The organism is Granulicella sibirica, from assembly GCF_004115155.1.
GTDB classification, from domain to species: Bacteria; Acidobacteriota; Terriglobia; order Terriglobales; family Acidobacteriaceae; genus Edaphobacter; species Edaphobacter sibiricus.
Map to the genome: position 1 here is coordinate 407,555 of NZ_RDSM01000002.1, position 12,405 is coordinate 419,959.

A 12,405-nucleotide genomic window follows, 5' to 3' on the forward strand; every position below is an offset into this window, starting at 1 on the left:
TAGAATGGAGAGATGGCAGCAGAATTTACCCATCTCCACCTCCACACTGATTACTCTCTCCTTGATGGAGCATGCGACGTTGACAAGCTGGCCGGGCACCTGAAAAAGATCGGGCAGACGGCGGCTGCGATGACGGACCACGGCAATATTTTTGGGGCCGTGCATTTCTTCGACGCGATGCAAAAGAAGGGGATCAAGCCGATCCTCGGGTGTGAGCTTTACATCTGCAAGAACGACGACCACCGGGCTGCTCCTGAAGGCGACAAGTACAACCACATGCTTGTGCTGGCGGAGAACGAGGCCGGATACCGGAACCTGGTTCGGCTGACGTCGGAGGCGGCGCTGCATGGGTTCTACCGGAAGCCTCGCGTGTCGAAGAACTTTCTGGCGAAGCATACGGAGGGGTTGATTGGCTTTTCGGGGTGCCTTGCGGGTGAGGTGAATCAGCACCTCATGGCGGGGAAGTATGACGAAGCCAAGAGGGCCGCAGGCCAGTATGAGGACATGTTCGGGAAGGGAAACTACTTTCTCGAGATACAGGATCATGGGCTTGAGCCGGATAAGCCGGTGTGCGATGCGTTGTTCAAGATGGAGCGGGAGCTGGGGATTCCGCTGATCGCGACGAACGACGCGCATTACGTGGGCGCGGATGACTCGCGGGCGCACGAGATCCTGCTATGCGTGCAGACGGCGGGGTCGATGAACGATCCGAACCGGTTCAAGTTCGATACGCAGGAGTTCTACATTAAGACGGCGGACGAGATGCTGCGGACGTTTGCGCAGAATCCCGAAGTGTGCACGCGGACGATGCAGTTTGTCGATCGCTGCAATCTGAAGATGAAGAAGGTCGACGATCCGTTTCCGGTGTTCGATTGCCCGGATGGTATGACGCTCGATGAGTATTTCGAGGATGTGTGCCGCAAGGGTTTGAAGATGCGGCTTGAGACGGCCGTCGCTCACCTGCAGAGCAAGGGGTTGCTGAAGAAGACGATCGCGGACTACGAGGCGAGGCTGAATAGCGAGTTGGACGTGATCAAGAACATGAAGTTTCCGGGCTACTTCATGATCGTTTGGGACTTCATACGGTATGCGCGGGAGCAGAGTATCCCGGTGGGTCCGGGGCGTGGTTCGGCGGCGGGTTCGCTGGTGGCGTATGTGATGCAGATCACGGATGTCGATCCGCTGCAGAATGAGTTGCTGTTCGAGCGGTTCCTGAATCCTGAGCGCGTGTCGATGCCTGATATCGATATCGACTTCGATATGAACCGGCGCGGCGAGGTGATCGAGTATGTGCGGCGGAAGTATGGGGTGGACCAGGTCGCGCAGATCATCACGTTCAATACGATGGCGGCGAAGGCGGCGATCAAGGACGTCGGCCGTGCGCTCGATATGCCGTATGGCGAGGTCGACCGCATCGCGAAGATGATTCCGGCGACGATCGGGATCACGATCGACCAGGCGTTGAAAGATTCGCCTCCGCTGGCGCAGGCGTATGAGAGCGATGCGCGGGTAAAGGAAGTGATCGACGCGGCGCTGCGGCTTGAGGGACTGGTGCGTGGGGCGGGCGTGCATGCGGCAGGTGTCGTGATTGCTCCGCAGCCTTTGACGGAGCTTGTGCCTGTTACGCGGACGAAGGACGAGGCTGTTGTTACGGCGTATGACATGAAGGCCGTCGAGAAGATGGGTCTGCTCAAGATGGACTTTCTTGGGCTTACCACGCTGACTGTTATTGATGATTGTTTGAAGCTGATCAAGAGCAATCGTGGGCTGGATGTGGATCTGGCTACGATCGATCTGGATGATGCGAAGACGTATGAGCAGGTGTTTCACCGGGCGCTGACATCGGGTGTGTTTCAGTTTGAATCGGGTGGGATGCGGGATGTACTGCGGCGCTATAAGCCGACTACGGTTGAGGATCTGACGGCGTTGAATGCCCTGTATCGTCCGGGGCCGATCCAGGGCGGTATGATCGATGACTTCATCGAACGCAAGTGGGGACGCAGGGCTGTCGAGTATCTACTGCCGGATCTTGAGTTGCTGCTGAAGGAGACGCTGGGCGTCATCGTGTATCAGGAACAGGTGATGCAGATCTCGAACGTGCTCGCTGGGTATTCGCTTGGTGAGGCCGATCTGCTGCGGCGCGCGATGGGTAAGAAAGACCCGGCTGAGATGGACAAGCAGAGGAATCGCTTCATGTCCGGTGCCGCGGAGAAGAAGCACCCGAAGGACATGGCGGGGAAAATCTTCGATCTGATGGCGCAGTTCGCGGGGTATGGATTTAATAAGTCACACTCTGCGGCTTATGCTTTACTGGCATATCACACGGCTTGGTTGAAGACGCATTTTCCGGTGGAGTTCATGGCTGCGTTGCTGACGAGTGAAACGTCGAAGCCGGAGAATGTAGTGAAGTATATCCAGGAGTGCCGCGAGATGAATATCTCGGTGACTCCGCCGAACGTGCAGGTTTCGTCCACGGCGTTTACTCCTGTTGGCGATACGATTTTGTTCGGGTTGGCGGCGATCAAGAACGTTGGGCATAACGCAATTCAGTCGGTGATCGAGGTAAGGGCAGGTTTGCAGGCGGAGGGTAAGTCGGGGTTCACGAGCCTTTGGGAGTTCTGCGAGAAGGTCGATCTTAGGCTGCTGAACAAGCGGGTGCTGGAGTCGCTGATCAAGGCTGGAGCGATGGACTCCTTTGGCCGTCGAGCGCAGGTGATGGCGGCTCTCGATAAGGCGATGGAGCAGGCGCAGAAGGCCCAGAAGGATGCGGCTGCGGGGCAGCATGGCTTGTTTGGGATCTTCGATGATCTGCCTGTTGCCGGTGCGACGAAGGCGCAGGAGTTGCCCCCGGCAGCGGAGTGGGATGAGCATACGCGTCTGCAGAACGAGAAGGATGTTCTCGGCTTCTTCGTTTCGGGTCACCCAATGGATAAGTATCGGGAGAAGTTACGCAATATGAAAGTTGTCGATACCGCGACGGCGTGTGAGATGAAGCCGGAGCCGCAGGTGTTTCGGCGGGGTGGTGGAAACGACACGCAGAACGAGATCGCCATTGCTGGTGTGATCACCGGGCTTAAGGTGGCGAAGTCGAAGCGGTCGGGCGAGATGTACGCGCAGGCTTGCCTCGAAGATACAGTTGGGAAGATCGAGTTGATTGCGTTTCCGCAGTCGTACGAGAAGCTGGCGGAGAAACTGAAGATCGACGTGCCGGTGGTGGTGCGTGGTGTACTGCGGGGGGAAGAGGACTCGGCTCCGAAGCTGGCGGTGTCGAGTATCCAGGCGCTCGAGGATGTGAAGCTGAAGCTGCCGGAGTCTTTGCGAATCAAGATTCCGCTGCACGCGAAGGATGAGTCAATGCTGGATAAGCTGCATGCTATCTTCGTTGGAGCCCCAGGCAGGGGACGGCTTCTGCTGGACCTGGAAGAGCCGGGTGAGTTCTGCGCAGTGCTTGAGCCGCAGGATTGTATGGTATCGGCGGACCGGTTGTTTATCGATCGGGTGGAGGAACTTGTTGGCGCTGGCGGCGTGCGGGTGATCGACTAAGGAGGCGAGGCGATTCTGCTGCGGAGTTCAGAGGTTAAGGAAAAGGTCGTGAATACTCTCCGCGCGCTCGAAGAAGAGCTCTTCGAGCCTGCTGTCCGGAGGAACATAACGCGGCTTTCGGAGGTGCTCGCCGATGGATTCCGTGAGTTCGGGAGTTCGGGGCGTGTCTTCAGCAAAGCACAGATTATGTCGGAGCTGCAGCACGAATTGGAACGACGAATCTCGCTCTCGGAGTTTCGTGTGAAAGCAATTTCCAAGGACGCGGTGCTTGTGACTTACCGCGCGACTCGCGTTCAGGAGGGCCTGGCGGATGTTCACTCGCTTCGCTCGTCGATCTGGATGAAGCGCGAAGGGCGGTGGGAGATTGTCTTTCATCAAGGAACAGTCGTTCCCTAGCCAGGAACCTTCTCATGGATTTCGTGCGGGCAGTGAGCGTTCTTTATGCCTTCCTCATGGAGCGTGTTGCATCTTCATGGTGTCGTCCTTTCGGCGCACGAGGCTTTGGCCCGATGAAGATTGTCCATACAGAGATGGAACTGCGCGCGAGCGGAACAGAGCGGCTTCGCCGCGCGGCCGACGGTGCGAGACTGCATGCGCTGGCCCGGAGACTACGGCTCGCCGTTTATGTGGTGGTGCTTGTTGCCGCGGCGCTGCTCGTCGATTCTCTCTTGCTGAAGTAAAGCAGAGTTGTCAGTCAACATACGGAACGCGGTGGCAATCGAACTCTTGCACACCTTCAGACCAACAGCGGCTCCAGAACTTCGCGCCGCTGCACCAAGCTAGTTGCCGTGTTCCTGGCTGATACTTATGGCGGGACAGTCCTTTTCATAGACTTTTCAACTTCCGGGAGTGTTGCCGCCATGAAACTGTCCGAAGTGCCGAGCGGAAAAGAGACTGATCAACATCACTCCTGCTGCCACAGCGAGGACGTTGCTCGTCGATCGCACATCAAAGCTCCCGACCCTCAGTACGAGCACGTAACCGATGACCGCGTTGAACAATCCCCATAGAGCGTTGATGGTTGAGGATGAGAGTCCCTCTCCTGGCGGTTTTGCGAACGGGCTCTGGAACGGCTGTCCCATGGTGCCGCTCACAAAATGCGGGACGGCGTTTGCGAAGAAAATCCCACCGAAGAAGTACGAGACAAAATGAAGCCAGTTCACTTGATTAGAGTTCCTTTCGCTTATAGATCAGTAGCCGCGCAACGATGACAATGCGGAAAGAACTCGATGACAATCTCCCCAAGGTAACCACGGGTCCACGAAACCCCTTTTTATGGCCGACGGTTATGATTGGCAACCGGCACTTCTTCGATGCGGAGGCAGTCCACCGGCAGGCATAGCTTCACGAAAGCGGCTTATCGTCGGTGATTCGGTTGAGGAGACCGAGGGCTGCCGACAGCTTCTGCCTCTCCAGGGCTGAGAGCTTCTCGAGAATTGCGGTGGTGAGCCAATCCTGCTTTGCGGCGCGGCTTTCCCGAAGTAACTTTTCGCACTTCTTACTGAGCGACATCAGGGTCTGGCGACCATCTTTCGGGTCGGAGGAACTGCTTACCAAGCCTGCATTCTGCAGGGGGGTAACGATGGAGCTCATCGATTGGGGTCGCATTCCCTCGGCGCGGGCCAGACCTGACACTGTCACAGCGCCCTCCTTTTCAAGGCGAAGCAGGACCGAGATCTGAGATGGCGTTAGATCATCTCGCCCGCCCTGCTCGCGCATCCGACGTTTCAGTTTGCCCAGTGTGGTCCGAATCTCCGTCGCTAGATCAGACGCGAACTGGGATTCCGGGACTAGAGCCACCTTTCTCATATGGCGAGCGTACCATTTATACAGCTAATCTGTGCAGGTAAACTGTATTATTCGGATCAGGTCTCGCGTCATGAGAACCCTCTTTGGGCTCTCCCTCCTACTGATTCGCAGGTCTCCTTTGCAGCCACCGGCGGACGCGGTCCACACAAGGCTCAATAAGAGTTTGGGATCAGGCTCTTCGTTCCCGGGGCACCTCAATAAGCCATTTGTTTGGCCTTGTTTCGGCAAGTTGCGAGGGCAAGCACATTTTCGCGTGCCCTGACGGGCGAATATCAGGCTCGCGCTGACATACAATCAAAACGGTAGAGACCAACGATGGCAGAACACGAAGCGACACGCGTAACGCACACTCCCCCTGCCGCACCGGTTCCCGAGGCGTGGATTCGGACGGAGCTCGCACGGGACCCGCAACGCCCCTATCCCATGGACTTCATCGAAGCACTGTTCACCGACCTGAGCGAGCTCCACGGCGATCGTGCCTTTGGCGACGATCCGGCGATGATGTGCGGCATGGCGCGTTTTCACGGGGAAGCTGTGATGGTGATCGGCAACCTGAAGGGCCGCACGCTCAAGGAGCGGGTGAGCCGGAAGTTCGGGAGTCCAGAACCGGAAGGCTATCGCAAGGCGCTGCGCGCAATGAAGATCGCGGAGAAGTTTGGGCGGCCCATCTTTACCTTTCTTGATCTCGCGGGAGCATACCCGGGGATTGGAGCAGAGGAGCGCGGCCAAGGAGAGGCGATCGCACGGAATTTGATCGAGATGTCACGTTTGCGAGTTCCTACGATCGCCACGATCACGGGAGAAGGCGGATCGGGCGGGGCTCTTGCGCTTGCGGTGGCAGACCGTGTGCTGATGCTTGAAAATGCAATCTACTCGGTGATCTCGCCCGAGGGTTGCGCGTCGATCATGTGGAAGGATTCGAGCAAGAAGCAGCAGGCGGCTGCGGCGCTGAAGTACACGTCGTTTGATGTGAAGCGACTGGGATGTGTGGACGACGTGGTTCCCGAGCCGACGGGAGGAACGCAGAAGGACTTTCCGGCGGCCATGGGCATGCTCGACACGAGGCTTATGGCGCATTTGGACGAGATCCGCTCGATGCCTGTGAATCTGTTGCTGGAACAGCGTTACGAGAAGTTCAGAAAGATAGCTCAGTTTTATACGTCTTCCTAGAATGAGGGCGGTTCGCCCGTCCTCGTCTTGTGAATGTTGCATGCCGTGAACGGGCGTTCGGCGTCCCGGAGACTTCCTTCTTTGTCGTTGTTTATTACTCCAGATATCGCGTCGTCCCGCCTGCGTCGTCTACCGCAACTGCTTCTCTTTGCCGGGTTCGCAGCGTGGTATTACGGGTCGGACGCGCTCGCGTCACGAGCCGCGAATGGGTTCTCGGTCCGCTTCCGGCTTGGCCTCGGTGAACCCCTGCTGGAAGTGATCTTCCACCTGTTCCTGCTCGTCCTCGGCTTTGTAGCGCTCGAGACGATTGCTCGGCAGGCCGTGCCGCTTGGTGTCTTGATCGCGCTCCCCGTGCGGCTCACCTCGTATCGGGAGTGGGCGATCGGAGCAGCCGTAGCATGGGCCACAGTCATAGTGGCTCTGCTTCCGCTGATTCTTTCCGCGCGCTTGCATGCGCAGATCGAGTGGACGGGCCGCAGTCTGATCGCGACGATCCTGACGCTCGGCATGCTTTGGGTGGCCTCTCTCGCCCATGAGATCACCTTCCGGGGATACCCGTTCCGCTGCCTGATCGGAGCGGTCGGGGCAACGCCCGCCGTCATCCTCATGATGCTCGGCTCAGGATTCGCGGTCTGGCGCAACCCATACGCCCCACGAGCAGGGGTTCTCGCGGCGATGCTTATGACCCTCCTGCTTTCGCTCGGCTGGCTAAGGACGCGCGGCATCTGGCTTCCGTGGGGACTGCACTTTGCCCTGACGGCAAGCCTTGGCGTGCTGTTCGGTCTGCCGATCGCTGGCGTCTCGGACCTCGCTTCGATGGTTCGGGGAAGCACCCTTGGCCCCGACTGGCTTACAGGTGGAGATTTCGGGCCGAGTGCCGCGCTCTTTTCGCTCGTGGTCATGATCGGAGCGATCGTGGTTCTCGTCAGGGCGACCCGCGACTTTGCATGGGAGTACACTCACGCGCCGATCGTGGCCGGAGGATACGAAGTGGTCGTTGCCCCTCCAGCGGCCCATACCGCGATGGAACAGGCGACGGTGAAGAAAGCTCCGGCGCTCGTGCAGATCCTTCCATCTGCGCCTCAGGGCATCTCGGCTCCCAGGCCCGACACTCCGGCACCTCCTCCACCGATGCCGGATCGTCTGCACTGAAACCGTTTCGGGTCGAGTTGTCATCAGATCGTCAAATCCCGACAAAGGTCCTTGTCAAAAGGGTAGAAAAAGCGCAGCATTTCTTCACCGGTTCGATTTAGGTACTTTGTACAAGAGGTCTCGGCCATGTGGGTTCCCAGGGTTCTTCTTCTGGCGGCTGTTTTCTCCATTCCTGCTTTTGGGCATTCACAGGTGTTCGTGGTTGGGGAGAAGACCGCGACGGATGATCTTCCGACCGACTTCACTCCCACCGATCTTGCGCTTCCATCGGAGAGGTTGAGCGAGCGCGGGCGCAGGGGCCTAGTACGGGATCTCAATGCGGAGCAAGGGTTTGCCCATCGGGCACTTCCGCTCGGTAAAGGGCTGACGCTCATGGCGAACGGCCCGCTGCAGCAGACGACGGCCGAGTACAAGAAGATGATCTACACCAAGGGTGAATCGGTCGCGCCGGGCGATCGGGTCGTGATCACCGCGCTCGAGATCAAAGGCGATCGGCTCATCATTGATCTCAATGGCGGCCCGTATGCGAAGCATCGCTTCCTGAGCCATATCCAGTTTAACGACAACAACGTTGCGCAGAATCAGCAGCAGGCGACGGGTTCGCGTGTGACGCTTGCATTCGAGGGCGGCATTCCGGAGATCACGGCACCCGAGGTGAAGGCTCTGCTCTCGCCCGTGATCGATTTCGGGGTGAAGTCGAGCGTGCAGGCCTATGCGGACACTCTTCCGAGTCCGGTCAAGAAAGCCATCGCGCAGCACGACGTGCTGGTTGGCATGGATCACCGTATGGTGCTGGCCGCCCTGGGCGCTCCAGAGAGCAAGGTCCGTGAGCATAGCGGGGATGATCCGTCGCAGGCTCGATACGAGGAGTGGATCTACGGCGAGGTGCCGAAGACGATCAAGTTTGTGCGGTTTACCGGAGACCGTGTCACCCAGGTGAAGATCGCGGCGATGGGAAAGCCGATCGAGATTCACGACAAGGACGAGATGTCGGGGTTCCAGCCGCCGGACGCGACGCATGAGGTCGTGATGGCGGATGCACAGCCTGGCGAGGAACGGGCGCACATCCACCAGGCTCCGCCTACGCTCCGGAAAGAAGGCGAGGCTGCTCCGGCGAACGCGCAGGGTAAAGTGCAGTTCCCGGATGAGAAACCGCAGCCGATCCCTGCCACACCGCGTGGAGATTCGGGGGAGATGGGGTCAGCTCCGATGGGTTCGTCCGCACCGACCCCGATGGGCTCCGCTCCCATGGGTCCGACGCAGGTTGGTCCTGGCTCAGCCGCTCCTACTCCGGTCGGGCGTGGTGGCACAGCATCCGAACCGCAGTTGCTTGGGCAGGTTACGCCGTAGGTCCGGAGCTCTGAGGCCTCTGCTGGTGTAAACTAGGTGTTGCGTGACCGCAAGCCCTCGAGCTTCGCTAGCCGGGCTGCTTCGTGCGCATTCGCTTTGCATGCGGAAGTCGCATGGCAGGCGCAAAACGGACACAGATTTGATTCAGGGAGAGTTACACGATGGCGAAGATTGCCAAGACCGGCGACCGTAAAAAGGTTATGGATACCAACAAGAGCACGGATTGTCCGAAGTGCTCCAAGCCCACACGTATTGTCAAGCGCGTCAAGGATCGTGAACGCAGCATTCCGGGTGGTGTGTATATTTCGTGCTCGGCGTGCGACTTCTTCGAGAAGCTCTAAGCGTTTTAGTTCGAGACGTTTAGTGATTGGATGAGGCCCGGTGACGGGCCTTTTCTGCGTTTGCGCCATGCCACAAAGGTGGACGGTACCTCGGAACGGGACATCGATGAAAATCTATCCAAACGACTTGACGATCGTGTCTTCGGGTGGGCAGACTCCATATCGAAGGCAGGTACCCGTTTTATGCTTAGCAGCACAATCAAGCTTCAGACACTCGTTGAAAAAACAGCTTCAAACGAATTCACTCCCTCTCCCAGCTTTACCCGTCCGACGTACTTGATGTGTCCTCCCCAGTGGTACGACGTCGACTACGTGATTAATCCATGGATGGCCGGAAATCTACACCGTCCCTCGCGGGATACGGCGTTTCACCAGTGGAAGAGTCTCTACCAGAGCCTGCAGACGGTTGCGGATGTGAGGCTTTTACAGGCTCGTCAAGGTGCCCCAGACATGGTATTCGTCGCGCATACTGCGGTTGTTCAGCACGGCATCGCGGCCGTTTCGAGCTTTGCGCATCGGGAGCGGCAGGCGGAGGAGAAGCACCTGCGGGAGTGGATGCGTGCGCATGGGTTCCTCGTCTGGGAGACTCCGAGAGAGACGGCGTTCGAGGGAGAGGGGGATGTTTTGTTTGATGATCAGGGACGACGGCTCTGGGCTGGTCATGGATCGCGGACGTGCCTGCAGAGCCATCGGCATGTGGCGGATGCGTGGCATGCTCCTGTGACCTCATTGCATCTTGTCGATCCGCGGTTCTACCACCTCGATACCTGCTTCGCTCCGCTCTCCGGCGGGTTTCTGCTTTACTTTCCGGCTGCGTTCGATGCTCCTTCGCTGGCAAGGATCGAGGAGGCTTATCCAGCGGAGAAGAGGATCGCGGTCAGTGAGGCAGAGGCGATTCAATTCGGGTGCAATGTCCTAAACGTTGGACGGTCAATCTTCATGGGGTCGGTGAAGTCGAATCTCGCGCAACGCCTTGGAATGTCTGGATTTGAAGTCACCGAGCTTACCTTGTCGGAGTTCGTCCGGGGCGGAGCTTCAGCGAAGTCACTTGCGCTTCGTTTGAGTGATACCGGGGTTACGCATTCGATCGCTGCATGATCGAGGGGGCGCCCCACTCCCCCTATGCAGCATTCGATTTCTTTTATTCGTCTTGACGGGTTTTCTAGGGTTGCTCAGACCGAGGCGATCTCGGCGAGGATAACGCGGGCAGTCTCGGCCGGGTTCTGAGACTGGGTAATGGGGCGGCCTACGACGAGCATTGAGGCTCCGCTTTGGATGGCTTCGGCGGGGGTGGCTATGCGTCGCTGGTCGCCGGTCGGGGAACCCGTAGGGCGGATTCCCGGGACGACGAGGTAAGGTATTGCGCCGAGAGTCTGACGGATAGGGGCGACCTCCTCGGCTGAGCAGACGAGGCCATCAACGCCGCAGGCGGTGGCGAGATGAGCGAGGCGGAGGACCTGGGTGGCGGGGGTGTCGTGGATGCCGATGCCGGTGAGCTGGGAGGTGTCCATGCTGGTGAGGACGGTGACGGCGAGGAGGCGGGGGCTGTTGACGTTTTCTGCGGCTGCCTCGGCGGCGGCGCGGAGCATGGCTTCGCCACCGGCGGCGTGGACGGTGAGGAGAGAGGCTCCGGCGGAGGTGACGGTGCGGATCGCCCCGGCGACGGTGTTGGGGATGTCATGGAGTTTGAGGTCGAGAAAGACGTTCATGCCGCGGTTGCGGAGAGTTTCGATGAGCGAGTTACCGGCGGCGCAGTAGAGTTCGAGGCCGACCTTCATCCAGCGGCAGGAGCCTTCGAGCGAGTCGACGAAGGCGATGGCCTGGGCAGCGGTGGGGAAGTCGAGTGCTACGGCAAGGCGGTCGGCGGCGTTTGGGGCGGTGACGGCTGCGGCGTGAGTTGGCTGGGGAGCGGCGATCATGTAGGCCTCCGATGGGGTCTTGATGATGATACCGGGTGTGTTCGGTGTGGTGGTGCTTCAGGGCTGGAGAAGAAGGCCGTACCTCAGCGGCTAAAGCCGCGCTGCTCCCTGGCTGTCTGTGGCGCGGCTGAAGCCGTAGCCTTAGGCGAGACGGCCCTTCCGACGAGCGGTTCAGTCGAGATTGAGGGGCGAGGCCGTGCGGGATGCGAGAGGGGGCGACACAGGATTACCGCGCAGATGAGGCGGGAGTGGGAACGAGGAGGGTGCGGAGGGTCGCGAGGTGGCAGAAGAGGACGGCGGGGACGATGAAGGCGGGGAGGAGGACGAAAGGGAAGTAGAGGACGGCTACGGTGGGCTGGTCGAAGGCTATGCGCTGGAAGCGAAAGGGGGCCGAGAGTAGGGCGCGGGCTACGACGTTGGCGAGGGTGACGAGGCAAAAGGCGTTCCAGGTGAGGAAGAGCTTGTTGTTGAGCTTTCCTTTGCGGCGGGCCCACCAGATGATGGGTGCGGTGAGGCCGGCGAGGATGTCGATGTTGCCGGCTTCGAAGGTCATGAGGGCGGGGACCTGGTGGGCGAGGAAGAGATAAAAAAGAGTGATCTCGACGGGGATGCGGACGGTGTGGAGGAGGATGGTCCAGTCGAGCTTCATGTTGTCGGCGAGGCGCTTGCCGGCGGGAAAGAAGAGGATGCCGAGCACGAAGGCGAGGGGTGGGAAGAGGGCCAGGGCGAAGTGTGGTGGGAGTGTGGAGATGTTCAAGTAGAAGCCGGAGAGGCTCACGGCGGATTGGAGGAGGATCCAGCCGATTGACCCGAGGATGACGACTTTGGACTGGGTGGCTTTGGCGAGGAAGAACAGGGTGAGGAGGACGGTCAGGCCGAAGAAGAGGAGGAGCGGGAGCGAGACGGCTTGATCCATCGGATGGGTCTTCCCTGGGTGTTGGGCTTTGCCGGGTGGCTTGCCCGGCCCCTTAGTGTGGCATGGGTTTCGGCAGATCGGCGTGGGCTTTGACGATTTGTGACGGAAGGTCTGCCGACAGAAAGCCTTTGTTTTCATGGGAAGGCAACTCCGCGTCTGTCTCTGGAGTCGATAGAGAGTGAGAGGACGTAAGCGGGTCGCACGA

Annotated in this window: 12 protein-coding genes; 8 read left to right on the forward strand and 4 right to left on the reverse strand. The window is 59.2% G+C overall.

Going from position 1 to position 12,405, the window contains the following annotated elements; translation table 11 throughout:
• The first annotated feature begins 12 nt into the window (after nucleotides 1-12).
• Genes dnaE through GRAN_RS12710 form a run of 3 tightly spaced genes read left to right on the forward strand, consistent with a single transcriptional unit; the run spans nucleotide 13 to nucleotide 4,223 of the window.
• Nucleotides 13-3,543 carry a DNA polymerase III subunit alpha gene (gene dnaE / locus GRAN_RS12700; protein WP_128913411.1) on the forward strand — a complete coding sequence of 1,177 codons (3,531 nt, stop codon included), beginning with the start codon at nucleotides 13-15 and terminating at the stop codon, nucleotides 3,541-3,543.
• A 48-nt stretch (nucleotides 3,544-3,591) separates the two neighbouring features.
• Entirely contained in the window at nucleotides 3,592-3,939 is a 348-nt protein-coding gene (locus tag GRAN_RS12705) for a nuclear transport factor 2 family protein (RefSeq protein ID WP_161570956.1), read from the forward strand.
• Between the two features lie 14 nt (nucleotides 3,940-3,953).
• Complete coding sequence (locus GRAN_RS12710) at nucleotides 3,954-4,223, forward strand: hypothetical protein (RefSeq protein ID WP_128913413.1); 270 nt, start codon at nucleotides 3,954-3,956, stop codon at nucleotides 4,221-4,223.
• Between the two features lie 156 nt (nucleotides 4,224-4,379).
• On the opposite strand, the gene GRAN_RS12715 is transcribed toward GRAN_RS12710, so the two are convergent.
• Together GRAN_RS12715 and GRAN_RS26185 are read right to left on the reverse strand one after the other, a co-directional pair.
• The gene (locus tag GRAN_RS12715; protein WP_128913414.1) at nucleotides 4,380-4,706 is read right to left on the reverse strand and encodes a hypothetical protein; all 327 of its coding nucleotides are present in this window, start codon (nucleotides 4,704-4,706) and stop codon (nucleotides 4,380-4,382) included.
• Nucleotides 4,707-4,887: 181 nt separating this feature from the next.
• On the reverse strand, nucleotides 4,888-5,352 hold the full coding sequence (locus GRAN_RS26185; protein ID WP_128913415.1) for a MarR family transcriptional regulator: 465 nt from the start codon (nucleotides 5,350-5,352) through the stop codon (nucleotides 4,888-4,890).
• 315 nt (nucleotides 5,353-5,667) lie between these two features.
• Between GRAN_RS26185 and GRAN_RS12725 the strand changes: the two genes are divergently transcribed.
• The 5 genes from GRAN_RS12725 (at nucleotide 5,668) to GRAN_RS12745 (ending at nucleotide 10,463) form a co-directional block, all read left to right on the forward strand.
• On the forward strand, nucleotides 5,668-6,522 hold the full coding sequence (locus tag GRAN_RS12725; protein WP_128913416.1) for an acetyl-CoA carboxylase carboxyltransferase subunit alpha: 855 nt from the start codon (nucleotides 5,668-5,670) through the stop codon (nucleotides 6,520-6,522).
• Nucleotides 6,523-6,603: 81 nt separating this feature from the next.
• The gene (locus GRAN_RS12730) at nucleotides 6,604-7,674 is read left to right on the forward strand and encodes a CPBP family glutamic-type intramembrane protease (RefSeq protein ID WP_128913417.1); all 1,071 of its coding nucleotides are present in this window, start codon (nucleotides 6,604-6,606) and stop codon (nucleotides 7,672-7,674) included.
• Between the two features lie 126 nt (nucleotides 7,675-7,800).
• On the forward strand, nucleotides 7,801-9,024 hold the full coding sequence (locus tag GRAN_RS12735) for a hypothetical protein (RefSeq protein WP_192898015.1): 1,224 nt from the start codon (nucleotides 7,801-7,803) through the stop codon (nucleotides 9,022-9,024).
• A 161-nt stretch (nucleotides 9,025-9,185) separates the two neighbouring features.
• Nucleotides 9,186-9,365, forward strand: coding sequence for an Rcat domain-containing protein (locus tag GRAN_RS12740; RefSeq protein ID WP_089839801.1), 180 nt, complete (start codon nucleotides 9,186-9,188; stop codon nucleotides 9,363-9,365).
• A 279-nt stretch (nucleotides 9,366-9,644) separates the two neighbouring features.
• Nucleotides 9,645-10,463, forward strand: a complete 819-nt coding sequence (locus tag GRAN_RS12745) for a dimethylarginine dimethylaminohydrolase family protein (protein WP_241654544.1) — start codon at nucleotides 9,645-9,647, stop codon at nucleotides 10,461-10,463.
• 74 nt (nucleotides 10,464-10,537) lie between these two features.
• On the opposite strand, the gene pyrF is transcribed toward GRAN_RS12745, so the two are convergent.
• Together pyrF and GRAN_RS12755 are read right to left on the reverse strand one after the other, a co-directional pair.
• Entirely contained in the window at nucleotides 10,538-11,284 is a 747-nt protein-coding gene (pyrF, locus tag GRAN_RS12750) for an orotidine-5'-phosphate decarboxylase (RefSeq protein ID WP_128913419.1), read from the reverse strand.
• Between the two features lie 226 nt (nucleotides 11,285-11,510).
• On the reverse strand, nucleotides 11,511-12,338 hold the full coding sequence (locus tag GRAN_RS12755) for a hypothetical protein (protein WP_206662759.1): 828 nt from the start codon (nucleotides 12,336-12,338) through the stop codon (nucleotides 11,511-11,513).
• Nucleotides 12,339-12,405: the final 67 nt, after the last annotated feature.